General features: G+C 69.0%; 16 protein-coding genes. 6 read left to right on the top strand and 10 right to left on the bottom strand.

Annotation, left to right across the window (positions count from 1 at the left end; translation table 11 throughout):
* Positions 1–29 precede the first annotated feature (29 nt).
* Positions 30–1,460 carry a TrkH family potassium uptake protein gene (locus IXW21_RS03450; RefSeq protein ID WP_194762856.1) on the top strand — a complete coding sequence of 477 codons (1,431 nt, stop codon included), beginning with the start codon at positions 30–32 and terminating at the stop codon, positions 1,458–1,460.
* A complete protein-coding gene (locus tag IXW21_RS03445) occupies positions 1,453–2,124 on the top strand; it encodes a potassium channel family protein (protein WP_050721759.1) in 672 nt (223 codons plus the stop codon). The genes IXW21_RS03450 and IXW21_RS03445 overlap by 8 nt, the downstream gene beginning before the upstream one ends.
* Before the next feature lie 3 nt (positions 2,125–2,127).
* Here the strand turns inward: IXW21_RS03445 and IXW21_RS03440 are convergent, their stop codons facing one another.
* Together IXW21_RS03440 and proC are read right to left on the bottom strand one after the other, a co-directional pair.
* Positions 2,128–2,415, bottom strand: a complete 288-nt coding sequence (locus tag IXW21_RS03440) for a DUF1905 domain-containing protein (protein WP_194762855.1) — start codon at positions 2,413–2,415, stop codon at positions 2,128–2,130.
* A 1-nt stretch (position 2,416) separates the two neighbouring features.
* A complete protein-coding gene (proC, locus tag IXW21_RS03435) occupies positions 2,417–3,256 on the bottom strand; it encodes a pyrroline-5-carboxylate reductase (protein WP_194762854.1) in 840 nt (279 codons plus the stop codon).
* A gap of 60 nt (positions 3,257–3,316) precedes the next feature.
* On the opposite strand from proC, the gene IXW21_RS03430 reads away from it, so the two are divergent.
* Positions 3,317–4,288, top strand: coding sequence for a cation diffusion facilitator family transporter (locus IXW21_RS03430; protein WP_194762853.1), 972 nt, complete (start codon positions 3,317–3,319; stop codon positions 4,286–4,288).
* A gap of 13 nt (positions 4,289–4,301) precedes the next feature.
* On the opposite strand, the gene IXW21_RS03425 is transcribed toward IXW21_RS03430, so the two are convergent.
* The gene (locus tag IXW21_RS03425) at positions 4,302–4,757 is read right to left on the bottom strand and encodes a nucleoside deaminase (RefSeq protein ID WP_194762852.1); all 456 of its coding nucleotides are present in this window, start codon (positions 4,755–4,757) and stop codon (positions 4,302–4,304) included.
* A gap of 150 nt (positions 4,758–4,907) precedes the next feature.
* Between IXW21_RS03425 and upp the strand changes: the two genes are divergently transcribed.
* Entirely contained in the window at positions 4,908–5,540 is a 633-nt protein-coding gene (upp, locus tag IXW21_RS03420; protein WP_194762851.1) for a uracil phosphoribosyltransferase, read from the top strand.
* Positions 5,541–5,686: 146 nt separating this feature from the next.
* Here the strand turns inward: upp and IXW21_RS03415 are convergent, their stop codons facing one another.
* The 3 genes from IXW21_RS03415 to nadE form a co-directional block, all read right to left on the bottom strand.
* On the bottom strand, positions 5,687–6,454 hold the full coding sequence (locus IXW21_RS03415) for a hypothetical protein (RefSeq protein ID WP_194762850.1): 768 nt from the start codon (positions 6,452–6,454) through the stop codon (positions 5,687–5,689).
* A 10-nt stretch (positions 6,455–6,464) separates the two neighbouring features.
* Complete coding sequence (locus IXW21_RS03410; protein ID WP_194762849.1) at positions 6,465–9,935, bottom strand: TM0106 family RecB-like putative nuclease; 3,471 nt, start codon at positions 9,933–9,935, stop codon at positions 6,465–6,467.
* A gap of 67 nt (positions 9,936–10,002) precedes the next feature.
* The gene (gene nadE, locus IXW21_RS03405; RefSeq protein WP_194762848.1) at positions 10,003–10,821 is read right to left on the bottom strand and encodes an ammonia-dependent NAD(+) synthetase; all 819 of its coding nucleotides are present in this window, start codon (positions 10,819–10,821) and stop codon (positions 10,003–10,005) included.
* A gap of 112 nt (positions 10,822–10,933) precedes the next feature.
* Here nadE and IXW21_RS03400 point away from each other — a divergent pair, with 112 nt between their 5' ends.
* Positions 10,934–11,491: a nucleoside phosphorylase gene (locus IXW21_RS03400; protein ID WP_194762847.1), complete on the top strand. Its 558-nt coding sequence runs from the start codon at positions 10,934–10,936 to the stop codon at positions 11,489–11,491.
* 56 nt (positions 11,492–11,547) lie between these two features.
* Here IXW21_RS03400 and IXW21_RS03395 read toward each other — a convergent pair whose 3' ends face one another.
* The 4 genes from IXW21_RS03395 to IXW21_RS03380 all read right to left on the bottom strand — a co-directional run bounded on the left by IXW21_RS03395 (position 11,548) and on the right by IXW21_RS03380 (position 16,766).
* Positions 11,548–14,547, bottom strand: a complete 3,000-nt coding sequence (locus IXW21_RS03395; protein WP_194762846.1) for an AAA family ATPase — start codon at positions 14,545–14,547, stop codon at positions 11,548–11,550.
* Between the two features lie 50 nt (positions 14,548–14,597).
* Positions 14,598–15,752, bottom strand: coding sequence for an exonuclease SbcCD subunit D (locus IXW21_RS03390; RefSeq protein ID WP_194762845.1), 1,155 nt, complete (start codon positions 15,750–15,752; stop codon positions 14,598–14,600).
* A 255-nt stretch (positions 15,753–16,007) separates the two neighbouring features.
* A complete protein-coding gene (locus tag IXW21_RS03385) occupies positions 16,008–16,472 on the bottom strand; it encodes a DIP1984 family protein (RefSeq protein ID WP_194762844.1) in 465 nt (154 codons plus the stop codon).
* Between the two features lie 54 nt (positions 16,473–16,526).
* The gene (locus IXW21_RS03380) at positions 16,527–16,766 is read right to left on the bottom strand and encodes a GNAT family N-acetyltransferase (RefSeq protein WP_228528144.1); all 240 of its coding nucleotides are present in this window, start codon (positions 16,764–16,766) and stop codon (positions 16,527–16,529) included.
* A 396-nt stretch (positions 16,767–17,162) separates the two neighbouring features.
* On the opposite strand from IXW21_RS03380, the gene IXW21_RS03375 reads away from it, so the two are divergent.
* Positions 17,163–17,867, top strand: a complete 705-nt coding sequence (locus IXW21_RS03375; RefSeq protein ID WP_194762843.1) for a winged helix-turn-helix domain-containing protein — start codon at positions 17,163–17,165, stop codon at positions 17,865–17,867.
* Positions 17,868–17,875 lie beyond the last annotated feature (8 nt).

The following is a 17,875-nucleotide window of genomic DNA, read 5'->3' as shown; positions in this document are numbered from 1 at the left end:
CATGCGGAGGCCAAGCGAAGGGGGACGCGATGTCGGGCCTCGTTTCGGCGTCGTCGCCCCGACAGCGGCTCGAGAGCGCCGCGTCGTGGGGCAAGCACCTCATCACGTCGTCGCCGTCACGGTTCGCGATCGTGATCTTCGCATTGCTGATCCTCGTGTTCACCGTGCTGCTGTCCCTGCCGATCGCCTCGGCGACCGGCACGGTGACTCCCCTGGCCGATGCTCTGTTCACCGCGGTCTCGACCATCTGCGTCACGGGCCTCTCGACCGTCGACATGGCGACCCACTGGTCTCCGTTCGGTCACGTGCTCGTGTTCGTCGGTGTGAACATCGGCGCCCTGGGTGTGCTGACCCTCGCGTCGCTCATGGGGATGCTGATCTCGAAGCGCCTCGGCCTGCGGGCCAAGCTGATGGCGGCGGGAGACACGAACCCGCTACGGGCCCACGGCGGTGTCGTGAACGAGAGCCAGACCGTGCGTCTCGGCGAGGTCGGTCAGCTGCTCACCACCGTCGCGCTCTCGGCGCTGATCATCGAGGGCGCGCTCGCGATCCTTCTGTATCCGGCCCTCGTGATGGCCGGGGTCGAGCCCATCGCCGCACTGTGGGAGGCGCCGTACTTCGCCGCGATGGCATTCACCAACACCGGGTTCGCGCCGAACGCGGGTGGAGTCGCGGTGTTCGCCGACGACTATCTGGTGCTGTCTCTGCTCATGGTCGGCGTCTTCCTCGGCAGCATCGGCTTCCCGGTGATCTACACGCTCGCCAAGCACGTGTGGCACGTCAAGAAGTGGTCGCTGCACACCAAGCTCACGCTCGTCACGACCGTGCTGCTCTTCGTGCTGGGTGCCGCGGTGTTCCTGATCCTCGAGTACGCGAATCCGAAGACCTTCGGCTCGATGGATGCCGCGGATACGACGTTCCAGGCCTTCTTCCTGTCGGCGATGACCCGTTCCGGCGGCTTCAACGTGATCGAGATGGACGACCTCAACGGCTCGTCGCTCCTCGCCGCCAGCATGCTGATGTTCGTCGGTGGAGGCTCGGCCTCCACGGCCGGCGGCATCAAGGTCACCACTCTCGCCGTGCTCGCGATCGCCGTGTGGTCCGAGGCGAAAGGCCGCCAGTCGGTCGAGGCGTTCGGCCGCCGCATCCCGAGCGATGTGCAGCGCGTCGCCCTCAGCGTCGTCGCCTGGGGCGCCACGATCGTCGCCCTGTCGACGATCATCATCGCCCAGATCACCAAGGCCGACATCAGCCACGTGCTCTTCGACGTGATCTCGGCCTTCGCCACCGTCGGACTCTCGACCGGGCTCACCGCCGAGCTGCCCGATGCCGGCGCCTACGTGCTCGCCGCCACCATCTTCATGGGGCGCGTTGGTACAGTGACTCTCGCCGCGGCAGTCGCCGCGACATCGCGATCGCAGTACTACTCACTGCCCGTGGAAAGGCCGATCGTTGGTTGAAGTGCTCCGGGGCGACGCTCCCGTCCTCGTCATCGGGCTGGGCCGCTTCGGCGCCGCGTGCGCCGGCGAGCTCGACCGACTCGACCGCGAGGTGCTCGCGATCGACGACAACCTCGAGCTCGTGCAGAAGTGGTCGGACCGCGTCACGCACACAGTGCAGGCCGACGCCAAGAACATCGACGCGCTGCGCCAGATCGGCGCCCAGGACTTCCAGGTCGCCGTCGTCGCCGTCGGCTCGTCGATCGAGGCCTCGGTGCTGATCACCGCGAACCTCGTCGACCTGAAGGTGCCGCAGATCTGGGCCAAGGCCGTCTCGCAATCCCACGGCAAGATCCTCGCGCGGGTGGGCGCGAACCACGTGATCTACCCCGAGCGCGAGGCCGGCGAGCGCGTCGCGCACCTCGTCTCGGGCCGGATGCTCGACTTCATCCGCTTCGACGACGACTTCGTGCTCGCGAAGATGTATCCGCCCAAGTTCATCCGCGGCGTGGGTCTCAATGAGTCCGGGGTGCGCAGCAAGTACAAGGTCACCGTCGTCGGCGTGAAGAGCCCCGGCAAGCCGTTCCGCTACGCCGAGGCGAACACCATCGTCACGAACCACGACCTGATCATCGTCTCGGGCACCAACAGCGACATCGAGCGGTTCGCCTCCCTCGACCGCTGAGCGTCAGGCGTCGATGTCGAGGACGATCTCGACGACATCATCCACGCCGATCCCCTCGCGATCCTGCAGCAGCTTCTTGACGGGGACGATGTAGCCGCCGTCCTTCGGCCAGAGCGCGGTGGTGACTGTCGTGCTCCCGATCGTCACGGAAGCCGGGATCATGCCCCATCCGTACGTGACGACGCTCGCGACCTCGCCGATCATCTCGCTCTCGACCGGCGGCACGGTGACGAAGTGGAACGGGGCGGGCCCGCACCAGAACCAGATCTCTCCCGTGAACCGCAGCCGCATGTCAGGCGCCTGCGGCGAGTTCCTTCGCCCGTGCGAGCGCTGCGGCTGCGGCCTCCGAGAACGTGCGATCGAGCCGCGCGTCCTGCAGCACCGCGACGGCCCGCTCCGTGGTGCCCTTCGGGCTCGTGACGCGTCGGCGGAGCTCGGAGGGCTCCTCCCCCGAGGCGTCGAGAAGCGCGGCGGCGCCGATGAAGGTCTGCTCGACCATCGTCCGCGCATCGGCCTCGGTGAAGCCCATGCCGATGGCGGCCTTCGTGAGCTCCTCGATCAGCAGGTAGACGTAGGCGGGGCCCGAGCCCGAGATGGTCGAGAGGGCGTCGATCTGCGATTCCGGGACCTCGACCACGGCGCCGACCGTCTCGAACAGGCGGTGCACGAGAGCGAGGTCGTCAGCGGATGCCGCCGCACCCGCCGCGAGACCGGTGACCCCCTTGCCGACCGTCGAGGGCGTGTTCGGCATCGACCGGATCACGCGGACGTCGGCACCGAGGTTGTCGGCGAAGGTCTGCAGGGTGACGCCGGCGGCGAGACTCACGACGATCGCGTCGTCGCCCAGATGCGGTGCGATCTCGCGCAGCAGGTCGGGGACCATCGCGGGCTTCACTCCGACGAGGACGATCCGCGCCGTCGAGACCGCCGTCGCATTGCCGTCAGACGTCTCGGAGAGGGCGATGCTGGTGACGCCGTCGATGTCGGCGAAGGTCGCGGCCTTCTCGGGCGTGCGGTTCGTGGCCGTGATGCCGCCGTCGACCCGGATGCCGGATGCGACCACCCCTCGGAGGATCGCACCGCCCATCGAACCGGCACCGAGGAACGCGAGAGCGGGAAGAGAGTCAGCCATGTCGTCATCCTACGGCGGGCGTACCCGGCGTCTGCCGGGTAGCCGATCTAGACTCATCGCATGAGTGCATCGGGCGGCAGCAAGGCGATCATCGCGGCATTCCTGGCGAATCTGGGCATCGCCCTGGCGAAGTTCCTCGCGTGGGCGCTCTCGGGATCGGCGTCGATGCTCGCCGAGGCCATCCACTCGGTCGCCGATTCCGGCAACCAGCTGCTGCTCATGCTGGGCGGGCGCAAGGCGAAGCGCGAGGCCGACCGGGCGCATCCGTTCGGCTATGGGCGCGAGCGCTACGTCTACGCGTTCGTGGTCTCGATCATCCTGTTCTCGGTCGGTGGACTGTTCGCGATCTACGAGGCGATCGACAAGCTCACCCACCCGCACGAGCTCGACGAGACCTGGTGGTGGTTGCCTCTCGTCGTGCTGGTGGTCGCCATCGGACTCGAGTCGTTTTCGCTGCGCACCGCGGTGAAGGAGAGCAACCTCGTGCGCGACAAGAACCAGTCCTGGGTGTCGTTCGTGCGCCGCGCGAAGGCGCCGGAGCTGCCCGTCGTGCTGCTCGAGGATGTCGGGGCGCTCACCGGCCTCACCTTCGCCCTGCTCGGCGTCGGACTCACGGTCATCACCGGCAATCCCGTCTTCGACGCGCTCGGCACGCTGATGATCGGCATCCTGCTGGTGCTGATCGCGATCGTGCTCGGAGTCGAGACGAAGAGCCTTCTCGTCGGCGAGGGCGCGACCACGGCGGATCACGACCGCATCGTCGACGCGATCAATGCCGGCGACGAGATCGAGAAGATCATCCACATGAAGACCCTGTACCTCGGGCCCGATGAGCTCATGGTGGCCGCGAAGATCGCGCTCAACGCCGACAAGCCGCTGCGGGAAGCCGCGGTGGACATCGACGCGATCGAAGCGCGCATCCGCGAGGCCGTTCCGACTGCCCGGGTCATCTATATCGAGCCCGACGTCTACCGACCGTCACTCGACCCCGAGCCCTCGACCGACGTGTTCGTGCTCAAGTCCTCGGACTGATCGAGTCCTCCGGTCAGCGGCGCTGTTCGAAGAAGTCCCGCAGCAGCCGTGTCGAGGCGTCCGCCTCGACACCTCCGATGACCTCGGCTCGATAAGGCAGACGGCGATCCCGGAGCACGTCGTACATCGACCCCGCTGCGCCCGCCTTCTCGTCCCAGGCGCCGAACACCACGCGGCCGATGCGCGCCTGCAGGATGGCGCCCGCGCACATCAGGCAGGGCTCCAGGGTCACCACGAGGGTGTGGCCGTCGAGGTTCCATGAACCCGCGGATGCCGCGGCCATGCGCAGCGCCTCGACCTCGGCGTGCCCGGTCGGGTCGTGCGTCGCCTCGCGGTCGTTGCGCCCCTCGGCGACGATGACCCCCGCCGCGTCGAGCACGACTGCCCCGACCGGGATCTCGGATGCCGCCGCGGCCTCGGCTGCGAGCTCGAGCGCACGGGCCATCGCGAGGCGGTCGGCAGCAGTCATGTGTCGAGCCTACGACAGGCGTCTGCGGGCGGTTCAGCACTCCCGGGGCCCGATGATCGGCCGCGCGCTCGCGCGAATCGCGGGGTGGCGGGCGCCACCGCGCACGCATCCGATGTCGTGCGAGGGCGTCCGGCGCATTAGCCTGTATCCATGCGTGTCCACGTCGCCGACCACCCTCTCGTCACCCACAAGCTCTCGGTCCTGCGCGACCACCGCACACCCTCGCCCGTCTTCCGTCAGCTGACCGAGGAGCTCGTGACGCTCCTCGCGTACGAGGCGACCCGCAACGTCAAGGTCAGCCCCATCGAGATCACCACGCCGGTGACGACGACGATGGGCGTGAAGATCTCCGAACCGCGCCCGATCGTCGTTCCGATCCTGCGCGCGGGCCTCGGCATGCTCGAAGGCCTCGTGAAGCTTCTGCCGACCGCAGAGGTCGGCTTCCTCGGCATGGTCCGCGACGAGGAGACCTTCGAGCCGACGACCTACGCCGAGCGTCTTCCCGACGACCTGAGCGACCGCCAGTGCTTCGCGATCGACCCGATGCTCGCGACCGGCGGTTCGCTCGCCGCCGCGATCCAGTTCCTCTTCGACCGTGGGGCGAAGGACGTCACAGCGATCTGCCTGCTGGGCACGCCGGAGGGTGTCGCCGCGATCGAGGCGCTGGTCGGCGACCGCGACGTGACGCTCGTGCTCGGCGCTCTCGACGAGCGCCTGAACGATAAGGGCTACATCGTCCCGGGCCTCGGCGACGCCGGAGACCGCCTGTACGGCACGGTCTGAGTTCCGCGGCGCCGGGGATTTCGGAGGCGTCTCTGCTCTCGGAGGCTACTCTGCTCTCGGAGGCGACTGAGCGCGGTGCACTCTGAACTCTGCGGCGCCACTCGCCATGCTCGCGGGCCTGCGGCCCGCTCTCGGTGCTCACGCGATCAGACGCGAAGCAGATATCCCCGCTCATCGCCGTGATGGATGAACCCCGACCGAGCGAGGATGGGCGCCGACGTCGAGACGCGCCCCTTCACCAGTGCGGTGGTCGCCCCCATCTCGGCGCTCACGCGCAGTCGCTCTGCGAGAACCGCGCGATAGGCTCCGCGCCCCCGAGACCGCTCGAGAGTCGCCGCTCCCCAGAGCCGGGTGAATCCGTCGACGATCGTACAGCCGCCGGTGCTGACCGCGTCGCCGTCCAGGCGGCCGAGCACACGGAAGCCGGTGCGCGCGTCCAGTGCCTCGGTGGCCTCGGCGAGCTCCGTCACGAGACCGGCCTCGTCGAGGGGCGTCTGCTCCCAGACCGGGACGTTGATGGAATCGACCTCGCGCACCTGATCGATCGAGCGAACGACCTCCGCTGTCGCCCCGGGGGGAACGTCTACCGAGAGTCCGTCGACCTTCCGTGCGAAGACCGCCACGGTGTCGAAGTGCTCGGCGCCGCGGCGACGCAGCTCGTGCTCGATGTCGGGGGTATCCGACGCGTTCGTCCAGAACCGCAACTCGGATTCGCCCCAGCGACGAGTGCGCTCGAGGGCATGATCCACGACAGTGGCGGCGTCGGCCGCCGAGTCGACCTGAGAGCCCCTGACCCCGCCTCCGAACCGCGCCGGATACCGGACGAGCTGCAGGTGCTCCTTCTGCTCCTCGCTGTCGCGAGGGAACCAGACCCAGGCAGCGGATGCCCGGAGGATCTCATCGATCGTGTGCATGGAAGTCCTCTCAGCCGGCCGCGCCGACGAGTCGGGCGAAGGCGCTGAGACGCGCGACGCCTTCCGGCGTTCTCGGAAGATCGTCGAGGAGCGCCGGTGAATGGATCAGATACGCCGCGACCTGGGCGCGCGAGATCGCCACATTCAGCCGATTCTGCAACAGCAGGAACTCGGGGCCGCGCGGGGCATCGCGTCCGCTGGACGCGGCGAGTGACGTGATCGAGACCACCGCCTCCTTGCCCTGGAAGTTGTCGACGGTGCCGACCGGCACATCGGCGTATCCCGCCACGGCAAGCGCGTCGAGGACCATCTGACGCTGCGCGTTGTACGGTGCGACGACGATGATGTCGCTCTGCGCCAGGGGCCTCGCCGTGGCATCCGGGTCATTGTCCGTGAAGGTGCGTCCGACGAGGTCCCGCACGAGCGCGACGACCTGCGCCGCTTCTTCCGGCGACTGCGTGGCATTGCCACGGTGGCGCAGAGCGACGACGTGCAGCCCCGGGTCGACGCCGTCGAGCGATCTCAGCTCGGTACCCGGCGCCGAGGCGAGCTGGCCTGCGTAGGCGAGCGTCGAGACCGGCGCCGCGACAGACGGATGCATGCGCCACGACCTCGCCAGGAAGTAGCCGTATTCGGGCCGGACGACCGCGTCGCCGTCCATGACCCACCCCAATGCCGACGTGTCGACGGGTTCGGGGTGCGCACCCTGACTGACCTGCGGAAGCTGCTGCGGATCGCCGAGCAGCAGCAGTCGCTGGGCGCCGGCGGCGACGGCGATCGTCGACGCGAGCGAGAACTGCCCCGCCTCATCGACCACGAGCAGATCGAGGCCGCCTCGGTCGACGCGCGCGGTGTTGCTGAAGTCCCACGCGGTTCCTCCGACGACCGCGCCGTGCTGGGCGTGCTCGCCCAGGAACGACGCCATGCCGTTCTTCGGGATGACGGTGTACGTCGCGTCTGCGGAGGGGTCTTTCGGAGCCTTGCCCACCTGCGCCGCGGGCACTCCGTCGGCCACCACTCGCTCGAGCAGATTCTCGATGATCGCGTGCGACTGCGCCACGACGCCGATGCGGTAGCCGTGTTCGTTGACGAGGCGCGCGATCACCTGTGAGCCGGTGTAGGTCTTGCCCGTTCCCGGAGGTCCCTGTACGGCGAGGTAGCTGCGGTCGAGGTCGAGGATGCCGCGCACGATGGCATCGATCGTGTCATCGCCCGCGACCGGCAGAGGGTCTCCGGAGATCGTTCGCGGGGGGATGCGACGCAGGATGTCGGTCGCGGCATCACGGGGGAAGCGCGGGGCCGCATCGTGCACCGTGTCGGCCCATTCGTCGATCGCTCCCTGCAGGGAGACGACGCGCGGGGGTGCCGCCGGGGTCAGTGCGAGCGGCAGCTCGTCCCAGGTCTGCCCCTGGATCGCCGTCTCGGTGATCAGGTAGCCGTCGTCGAGCACCTCGGCGACCGTGACCGTGTGCGGAACGTGCACGGCACGCGACGGCACCTCGGTGTCGAACGGCGCCGGGACCGGGTACAGCGCGAAGGGTTGCGACCCGACACCGAGCGTGGTTCCGGGCGACACCTCGCCGCGGACCTCGAGGTCGCGAGACATCACGCGACGCCCCTCCGCGACGCTCCAGTCTCGCTGCACGATAGACGACGCACCGTCGATCCGCACCACGTCACGCGTGCTGTCCCACATGGTCACGGGCTCACGGAGGCGCTGGAAATGCGACACCCAGAAGCTCTTCGCCTCGCGCGGGAAGTAGTCGATGGCGGCGGCCGCGATGCGATGCACCTGACCGTCTTCGCCGGCGTCGACCGCCCGTTCGGCATCGGCGAGCAGGGCGACCGACCGCGGCGACGGCTGGTAGATCACCTCGTCGGCCTCGTCGGGCGGCGCGGGGTTGACACCCTCTTTCTTCGCGATCTCGATCAGCCAGTTGCGCAGCCGCCTGGTCGACACGCAGTCGTAGCGGTTGTAGTCAGCCAGGTCCGCGAACACCGCATCAGCCTCTGCCTGCTCCCCCGCGGCAGCCAGCTCCTTCGCGGCGACGTACTGCACGATCGAGTCGTCGCCCTTCTGCACGTCGCTCGTGCGCACATCCTCGCCCATGTACAGCGGCTCGAGCTTCTTGATCGAGTACGACCTCGACCCCACCCGCACCGTTCGCAGCACCAGCGGGTAGAGGTCGACGAAGACGCCCTCGCGCAGCAGCCGATCGATCTCTCCCTCGCGCACGCCATGGCGCGCCGCCATGGCCACCAGGTGAGATGTCTCGTAGGGCGCGTAGTGATAGATGTGCATGCCCGGATGTGCTGCTCGACGCAGCTTCACGACGTCGAGGAACCGCTCGAAGGCCTCGCGCTCCGCAGCGAAGTCGTGAGCCCACAGGGCGGTGTACTGATCGGCGTTGTCGACCCAGCCGAAGAGGTAGTCGATCCCCCAGTGCGCCTCACCGTCCGGCGCGGGCTCGGTGTAGAGGGGGTCGCCCTCGAAGTCGAAGAAGATGTCACCGTGGCTCGGCACCGGCAGCGTATGGATCGCCGCGGCATAGTGCACGTCGTAGGTCGGCGCCCCCTCGGCATCCGCCCTGAGCTGCAGCTGCGCCTGCGCGCGCAGCGTCTCGAAGGTGTCGACGTTCATCCCCTCCGGTGACGCGGTCGCGGACGCCAGAGCGTCGATCGTCTCGATGCCCGCCGCCCGCAGCCGCGCACGCTGCACGGGGCGCATCCGGGCCACCATGAGCAGATCGCGATGAGCGATCACCTGCTCTTCACACGTCGCGCAGCGACCGCACGCCACGATCTCGAGGTCACCTCGGTCGTCGCCCCAGTCGAGGGCCGCGTCGGACGACGGGTCATCGATCCTGCGGTCGGTGATGAGCGCACGCAGCCGCGCCCGCCTCACCTGGAAGAGCGGAAGCAGGTCGTCGACGGCGTGGGTGCTGATCGAGCCGTCGCCGAGGATGAGGTCGACCTCGTCGGAACGCGGGATTCCCAGTCGGTCGAGCTGGTCGACGTATGCCGCGAGCTGCATGAGAGCGGTCACCCGCGCCTTGCGCGCGAGCTTCGAGTCCTGCACTCGCCAGCGGCCGTCGTCGTCTCGCTTCAGGAAGTCGGCGAACCCGACGAACTCGGGCGTCGCGAACGCGGCCTGGAATACGACCACCGCGTCGGACTGCAACGCTCGCACGGTCTCGTCGACGGCGGCCGCGAGTGCCTCGGAGTCGACTGACGACACCTTCTCGATGCGGTGGACGCGCGCAGACCCGAGCTCGTCGATATACCGAGCGAGGACGTTCCGCTCGTGGACATCACCGAGGCGCGCCGCGCGGGCGAGCGTCGCGTCTTCCGGCTCCTCGACCGCAGGGACACGGCCCAGCTTCGCGTCGATCGCACGGCACCAGGCGAACTCGCATTCGGCGGCCGCCTTGAGGTCGCTGGCGCTCCAGATGACGCGCTGCGCCTGAGTGTCGATCCGCACGATGCTCCCGTTCTGTCGGATGCTTCGACACTAGCCGCGGCATCCGACACGGGCATTCAGCCGTGTGTCAGCGCCACCAGGTGTCGTCAGGCGTGACCGGGAGATTGCGCTTGTGCTGGGTCGCCAGATACCGCGACTCGATCCTGCCCGCGACCTCGGGATCGACCTCACGGCCCTCGAGGAAATCGTCGATCTGCTCGTACGTGAGCCCCAGTTCGTCCTCGTCGGCCCGTCCGGGCTGACCGTCGAGCAGATCTGCGGTCGGAGTCTTGAAGGCGAGTCGGTCCGGAGCGCCGAGCAGCAGAAGCAGCGAGCGGCCCTGGCGCTTGCTGAGTCCCGACAACGGCAGGATGTCGGCCGCTCCGTCACCGAACTTCGTATAGAAGCCTGTCACGGCCTCAGCCGCGTGGTCGGTGCCGATGACGATGAGACCGTCGTGCCCGGCGAGCGCATACTGGGTCACCATGCGCACGCGCGCCTTGATGTTCCCGCGGTTGAAGTCGCTGATGTCGCTCGTGACGGCGAACTCGATGTCCTCTTCGACGCCGTCGACGCCGTTCTGGATGTTCACCTCGACCGAGGAGTCCGGGGCGATGAACTCGAGCGCAGCCTCGGCGTCGGCCGCATCCTTCTGCACCCGATACGGCAGGCGCACGGCGAGGAACTTCGCCTCTCCGCCTTCCGCGCGCACGCGCTCGACGGCGAGTTGCGCCAGACGCCCGGCGAGCGTCGAGTCCTGACCTCCCGAGATGCCGAGCACGAAGCCCTTCGCGCCGGTCGCACGCAGGTAGTCGACGAGGAAGGCCACGCGGCGCTCCACTTCGACCTCGGGGTCGATCTCGGACTTCACACCGAGTGCTTCAGAGATCTGCTGCTGCAGGGACATGTCTTCCTCCGGTCTACCCGACATCAGTATCCTCCCCCAGTGTTACACCGAGATGACGCCGGTGGCGCGCGGGCGACTTCGCGGCGCCCGATCGAACTGGCAGGATGGCGGGGTGAAACTTCTCGTCGCAGCCATGGCCTCCGAACTCGCAGCCTTCCCTGAGGAGCTCGAGGGGTTCGACCAGCTCGTGACCGGCGAGGGCAAGATGCAGGCCGTCTTCGCGCTCACCCGCGCGCTCGACGCCAAGGAGTACTCCGAGGTGGTGGTCGTCGGGACCGCAGGCGGCATCGATCCTGATCTCGAGGCGACCGCGCACGAGATCAGCAGCGCCCTGCAGCACGACGTGTTCGACCTCGACGGCGTCGCCGGGCAGCACGTGTCTCTGCCTGCGCGCGTGTCGACGGGCCGCGAGGGGGTGCTGATCGCGACCGGCGACAGCTTCGTCGGAGATGCCGGGATCACGGCTGTCATCCGACCGTCCGGTGCAGGACTCGTCGACATGGAGACCTACGCGTACATCTGGGTCGCACAGCAGTTCGGGGTGCCGATCCGCGCGTTCCGTGCCATCTCCGACCGTGCCGAGGACGGCGCGCTCGTCGACTTCCGCGAGGCGATCGCGCGGTGCAGCGTGCAGCTACGCGAGGTGATCCGTCGCGAGTACGGCGTCTGAGGTCGGGCGACGTCCGATCGCTTCGCGGTGGCATGGTCGCCGTTCTGCCGCATGAATCAGCGCGACTCGATGACGCTTGGTCCCTCCGACGTCGCACGCACGCGTAGCTGAGCCGGGATCTGCTCCTGCATCGCCTCGACGTGGCTGATCACGCCGACGGTGCGTCCGCCCTGTCGCAGCTCGTCGAGTGTGCGCATCGCGACGTCGAGCGTGTCGCCGTCGAGAGACCCGAACCCCTCGTCGATGAAGAGCGTGTCGAGACGGATTCCGCCCGCCCTCGCCGTGACGACCTCGGCCAGGCCGAGCGCCAGGGCGAGAGAGCTGAGGAAGGTCTCTCCTCCGGAGAGCGACTGCGCGGGCCGGGTCTGTCCGGTGAACGCATCGAATACGACGATGCCGAGCCCGGACGCCGCGCCACGGGCCGCGAGCGCATCCGAGTGCCGGAGCTGGTATCGCCCGGTCGACATGTCACCGAGTCGGCGATTGGCCGCATCGACGATCTCCTCGAGTTCGGCGGCGAGCACGAAAGTCTCGAGCGTCATCTTTCGGGTGTTCGCCCCGCGCCCTGCGACGGTGTCGGCGAGGCCGCGGAGGATCTCGTAGTCGGCGGCCTCATCGGCCGTCTTCGCGTGCTCGGACGCCGCGGCGTCGATGGTGGCCGTGAGCTGCTCGGCCACGCCCGCGGCCTTTCCGGCGTCATCCACCGCCGTCGTCCACCTCAGTCGGGCGGATCGGGACTCCTGCTCAGCGGGTTCGAGGTCGATCGGATCCTCAGGGAGCGTGCGCAGCTCGAGGTCGAGCAGGATCGCCCGCTCCTTCTCGCGCTGCACCGCGTGCTGAGTGACACGACTCTCGAGGGCGATCATCGCGGACGACGACCGGAGCGCCAGCTCTGCGGCGGCCACATCGTCGAACGCCGAGGCCTCGAGCGCAGCGTCCCGCTCGGCCGTCGCCGCAGCGGCGACCTCCGCCCGGCGGCTCAGTTCCGACGTCGCATCGATCAGCGCGAGCGCCGAGTCGATCTGCGCGGTCGTCGCAGCCAGTCGGTCGGCCACCGTGGCGAACTCACCCCGAGCCTCGGTGACCGTTGCCTCGGTCTCAGCCACCCGCTGCGCGAGCAGGGCGTGCGCTTCGCGCGCCGAGGCGAGAGCATCGGCGTCGGCTGCACGGGCGGCATCGAGATGGCGCATGCGCTCGGCCAGCGCCTCGCGCCGGTCGTCCAGCGCCCGGGTCTGCTCGAGAGCGGCGACGCTCTTCGCATGCTCTTCCGTCGCTCGCATGAGTTCAGCGGCAGCGGCCTCGGGAGCGCGTCCGTCGGCTCGGGTGACGGCGGCGGCGAGCGCGGCTCGGAGGGTCGACGATATCTCCGCCGCCTCGCGCTCGTGCGCTGCCAGCCGGTCGCGCTCGGCTTCGGCCCTGTCGATGTCGTCGGCGGAGACGGGATCGGCGTGCACTGCCGGGGCCGGGTGCTCGCGCGAACCGCACACCGGGCAGTGATCGCCGTCTCGCAGTGAGCTGGCCAGCTCGCCCGCGAACCCGTCGAGCCGACGCTGTCGGAGCTGCGCGAGCAGGGCCTGCGCGGTCGCGAGCGCCCCACTCGCGTCAGCGAGGGCCCGGTCGGCCGCGGCTCGATCGGCCTCGAGTCGGACGACGTCGAGCGCCGCTTCGTGCCGCACGGCGGCGAGGTCCTTCGCGGTGGCCAGATCACCAGCGCGATCGGCCACTCGCCTCGTCTCGTCGCGAGCGCTCGTGAGCTCGTCGAGCAGCGCGGGCAGCGTCGCGCGTTCGACCTCGACGGCCTCCGCGCGCGCCGTCGCCGCCGTCACGGCTTCTACCGCCGCAGCGAGCTCGGCGTCGAGTCCGGGTGCCGCCTTCTCGAGCTCCACCGCGCGCTCCCATGCCCCGGTCTGCCTCGTGCGTTCGGCGGCCCATGCCGGCAGGTCATCGACGACGATGCCGTGCGCGGCCCACGTCGCCCGGGCCCGCGTGTGCTCCTCGCGCGCTGCGTCGAGGAGCGCTGCCGCCTTGACCGCGGCGCCGATCGGTGCGCGAAGCACCTCGGCGGCTCTGGCGCTCTCCCATTCGGCGCGCGCTCGGCGGATCGAGGGCTCCTCGGCATCCAGACGCTCGAGTGCGGCCCTGGCCCGATCTCTCTCGACCTGGGCCCGCTGCTCCTCTCGCGCTGTGGCGAGGGCGGCGTCGGCCGCGGCTGACGCTCTCTCGGCATCATCACGCTCCGCCGCGCGCCGCTCCGCCCGATAGTCGGCGCGTGCTCTCGCCTGCCGCAGGTGATCGAGACGCTCTTCGGCGGTCTCCGCGGCCGGATGCGTCTCTGAGGCCATCGGCTGCTCGTCGAAGTCATCTGCGGCGCTGCGGCCGAGATCGGCGCTCGCGACGAGTCGCTCACCCTCGTCGAGTCTGGCCGCGACCGTCGCGACTCGTGTCCCCAGCGCGTGCTCTGCGGCCCTGCGTCGTTCATCGAAGCGCGCCTGCACGTCTTCGAAGCGCTCGGTGCCGAACAGGCGTCGCAGCAGAGCCTGGCGGTCTCTGCTGCCAGCCAGCAGGAATTCCGAGAACCGATTCTGCGCGAGCAGGATCACCTGGAGGAACTGCTCGCGACTCAGCTGCAGGATCTCGTCGAGCTCGTGAGCGGCCTCGCGCTCTCGCGCGGCCACTCCCACCCACTCGCCGCCGACGAGCATGTCGAGCTGCACTGCGGCGGACTGCACGGTCGTGCCTCCCCCGCGCTTCTTGGGGCGCTCGTAGTCGGGCGAGCGTGTGACGCGGTACCGCCCGGCCGACGTGCTGAATTCGACGACGACCTCTGTCACGTCGTCGGGTTCGCAGTGATCGCTCCGGAGTCGCTTCTCGCCGCCCTCGTAGCGGGGTACACCACCGTAGAGAGCGAAGCAGACGGCGTCGAGGATGCTCGACTTTCCGGCGCCGGTTCGACCGGCGATCAGGAAGATGCCGTCATCGGCGAACTCGTCGAAGTCCACGACCTGCCGTTCGCGGAACGGGCCGAATCCTTCGACCTGCAGTCGATGCAGTTGCATCAGAGCATCCTCTTCGCTGTCGGAGCGTCACCGGGCACGACCGTCACGGACTAGATCAGAGCCTCGGCACGCACGCGGTCGTCGAGCACCTCGCGGATGAGCTCGCCCTCGCGCTCTGTGGCACCGTGTCCCGAGCGGACGTGCTCGAGGAAGGCCTCGATGCGTTCCGGATCGGTCACCGCGCCGCGGAGCCGATCGGCATACGAGCGTTCGACGATCTCGGCCGTCTCGGACGGCAGATGCTGCACCATGGCGCAATGCGGATAGCGCTCGCGCAGCCGTCGCATCGGCTCGGTCTGAGCGACTGCGTCGGTGTACACCGCGCACACCCAGTCGTCGGCGTGCGCGGCGACGTTCGCGTCCGACAGGATCTCGTCGAGCGGGCCCGTCAGCGTGACCAGCTGGCGAGGGATCGGCAGATCGAGCCACTCGACCGACGACAATCCCGTTGCGTCGAGATCGACCAGCCAGGACCCGCGCGGCTTGTTCTGCTCGCCGAAGCTGTAGTGCAGCGGCGCACCCGAGTACCGCACCCGCTCGCTGATCTGCTGACGTCCGTGGATGTGACCGAGCGCGACGTAGTCGGGACCGTCGAACACGGCGAGCGGCACGACGTCGAGTCCGCCCTGGCGGACCTCACGCTCGAGCCCGACGGTCGCGTCGACACCCGCGGCGAAGCAGTGGGCGACGGCGACCGAGCGACCCGGATTCGCCTGCATGCCCTCACGCACGATCTCCATGGCGTGGGCCAGCGTCTGCGCCTGGGTGCGCAGCTCGGCGTCAGCCCAATGCTGCCTGACGATGGCCGGCTCGAGATACGGGACGCCGAAGAAATGCACCGGTCCGTCGTCGTCGGTCACGGTGACAGGCTCACCGATCGCGAGCGGATCCGTGAGCACGTGGATGCCGTCGCGCAGCAGGCGGGCCTGGAAGCCCAGCCGGGCCGCCGAGTCGTGGTTGCCGCTGGTCACGACCACGGTCGCCCCGGTCTGGTGCAGGGCCAGGAGGGCGTCACCGAGGAGCGTGTAGGCGGCACCGGCGGGCGTCGCGGAGTCGAACACGTCACCGGCGACCACCACGACGTCGACCTCGTGCCGCTGCACCTGCACGGTGAGCGCCGCGAGGACCTCGGCCAGCGCATCCATGGTCGAGTTGCCATGGAAGGTGCGGCCGATGTGCCAGTCGGAGGTGTGCAGGATTCGCATGTTCACACGCTACGAACCACCACCGACATTCGGTCCGAGGCGTGCCGCTGAACGGCGAGGAGAAGAGCGGAAGGTCCCCTGACCCACCCTCGTCACGTCGATCGACACGTGGTGATGCACCGTGCTCATGCGCGGTCACCTGTGTGGGATGCGGGGCTGCGCGATGCGAATCTGGGCTGCCCTCCGCCCGACAGGGCCGGAATTGCCCCTCCGGCTGGGGGTGTGTCCGCCTCGGCGTGGCTACCGACTTCCGCTCTATTCCTCCAGTTCGTGGGTCCAGTTCGCCTGCTGGATCCGGTTGTCGAGCTCACGCAGCTCCTTCGCCGCGGCATCCGCCTGCTCCCGCAGATCGGCGACGGGCAGCGCGGCCAGCTGCCGGAGCTCCGACCGCATCTGCCGGAACACGGTCGACGCACCGGATGCCGCCGCCGCGGCATCCACCAGCAGCGAGTGCCGGAGCCTCAGCACATCGCGGGCGGCGAGAGCGTCGGTCATGGTGCCGTCGGCGCCCAGATCGAGGCGGGAGTTGGTCGCGTTGATCCGACGGATCAGGTCCCGCAGTCGCGCGAGATCGGCGTCGGCCTCGACGAGCAGGGCCGCGGCATCCTCCGCCGGCTCCTCGCCCTCCTGGTACCGCGCGTTGGCGGTGATGCGAACACGGAGCTGCTCGATCCGACGCTGCAGATCAGCGCGGGCGGTGAGGGCCTCGGCGAGTTTCATGCTGCCATCCTCGCAGAGGGCCCCCGCGTAACACAGCGTCACACGGCCGCAGCGTCAGCGGGTGCGCAGCAGCGAGGCGTGATCGGGGTGGGCGGCGAACCAGTCAGCGACATACCAGCACACCGCGTCGACCTTGCGGTCTCCTCGGGCCTCGATGTCGGCGACAGCGCCCTCCACCACCGCTCCGGCATAGCCGTGGCCGCGGAAAGTCGGCACCGTGAAGGCGCGAGTGAGGGCGATGGTGCTCCCGTCGTCGCGGTAGTCGAGCACGCTGACGAGCTGCCCATCGCGCATCAACGTGTAGCGAGATGCGTCCTTCTCGTCGGTGAGGATGAACCCGGATGCCAATGACGAAGTGCTCACCCGCCCCACGTTACGCCCAGATCCTTTACGAATGACCGTTTTGACACGCCCGGACTTCTTGGGACATAATCCCCCCATGACTACCAACGCAAGCCCTTCGTCCGCCCAGGAGGCGAACAGGACTGCCGGGATGATGATGCCCGGTCGCGTTGGCATGTGTTGCCGAATGTGTCGCTGAACGAACAGCCACTCCGTCTGACCTGACTCTCGCGATCTGCGAGAACCGGTCACCGAGCACCCACCCCTGCTCGCTCTCCCGGCTCGCCCGGTCATTCATGCAACGCATCCGAGCCTCTCTCCGGCTCACGTCCTGAGGACTTCATCATCATGTCGAACACCACTCTTCTCGAGCGTCCCTCCGTCTCCGCCGCCGTCCGCACCGCTCCCGCACGGTCCGACGAGGCACCGCTCGCCGCCGATCTTCCCGCCGTCCGCTCGCCGCGCGGCTTCGCGCTCTACGTCGGCCTCGACGAGATCAAGGCCGCCGAGGCCGGCGTGAGCCTTCCCCTGCTGGTCGACGCCCTCCGCCGCACTCTCGCCGAGCTCGCACCCGGGGCCGAGACGCACGCGACCGTCGCCCTCGCGCCGCACGGCTCGGGCGGTCGTGACCTCGACGTCGTGCGCCTCGCTCTGCAGGAGCCCGGCGCGATCGCCCGCACCAAGGCCGCGGCCGAGGAGGAGACGGTCGATGAAGAAGGCGGCGTCGTCGTCGACATCTCCCGCAAGCGCGTGGTCATCGACGGTGAGTCGGCAGCCTTCACCTACAAGGAGTTCGAGCTGCTGCAGTACCTCGTGCTCCGCGAGGGGCGCACGATCGAGCGCAGCGAACTGGTGTCCGCCCTGTGGCAGGCCCAGGACGACGAGACGCCCGGCGAGCGCACGATCGACGTCCACGTGCGTCGCCTCCGCGCCAAGCTCGGCCGCTACGAGGACATCGTGCGCACCGTGCGTGGCATCGGCTACCGGTTCGACCGTCATGCCGACGTCGTGATCCGCTACGGTCACGGCACGCCGTCGCCCGACCGCTTCTGAGGTCGGTG

It is taken from the genome of Microbacterium sp. UFMG61 (assembly GCF_015354505.1).
In the GTDB taxonomy this organism is placed as follows: Bacteria; Actinomycetota; Actinomycetes; order Actinomycetales; family Microbacteriaceae; genus Microbacterium.
This window is presented reverse-complemented; position numbering and strand designations above follow the sequence as displayed.

Coding starts and splice junctions, on each gene's coding strand:
- nadE (WP_194762848.1), bottom strand. CDS start 10,821: ATGTCCCTGCAGCAGCAGATCTCTGAAGCACTCGGTGTGAAGTCCGAG.
- IXW21_RS03430 (WP_194762853.1), top strand. CDS start 3,317: ATGAGTGCATCGGGCGGCAGCAAGGCGATCATCGCGGCATTCCTGGCG.
- IXW21_RS03385 (WP_194762844.1), bottom strand. CDS start 16,472: ATGAAACTCGCCGAGGCCCTCACCGCCCGCGCTGATCTGCAGCGTCGG.
- IXW21_RS03375 (WP_194762843.1), top strand. CDS start 17,163: ATGTCGAACACCACTCTTCTCGAGCGTCCCTCCGTCTCCGCCGCCGTC.
- IXW21_RS03415 (WP_194762850.1), bottom strand. CDS start 6,454: ATGCACACGATCGATGAGATCCTCCGGGCATCCGCTGCCTGGGTCTGG.
- IXW21_RS03450 (WP_194762856.1), top strand. CDS start 30: ATGTCGGGCCTCGTTTCGGCGTCGTCGCCCCGACAGCGGCTCGAGAGC.
- upp (WP_194762851.1), top strand. CDS start 4,908: ATGCGTGTCCACGTCGCCGACCACCCTCTCGTCACCCACAAGCTCTCG.
- proC (WP_194762854.1), bottom strand. CDS start 3,256: ATGGCTGACTCTCTTCCCGCTCTCGCGTTCCTCGGTGCCGGTTCGATG.
- IXW21_RS03425 (WP_194762852.1), bottom strand. CDS start 4,757: ATGACTGCTGCCGACCGCCTCGCGATGGCCCGTGCGCTCGAGCTCGCA.
- IXW21_RS03395 (WP_194762846.1), bottom strand. CDS start 14,547: ATGCAACTGCATCGACTGCAGGTCGAAGGATTCGGCCCGTTCCGCGAA.
- IXW21_RS03440 (WP_194762855.1), bottom strand. CDS start 2,415: ATGCGGCTGCGGTTCACGGGAGAGATCTGGTTCTGGTGCGGGCCCGCC.
- IXW21_RS03380 (WP_228528144.1), bottom strand. CDS start 16,766: ATGCGCGATGGGCAGCTCGTCAGCGTGCTCGACTACCGCGACGACGGG.
- IXW21_RS03390 (WP_194762845.1), bottom strand. CDS start 15,752: ATGCGAATCCTGCACACCTCCGACTGGCACATCGGCCGCACCTTCCAT.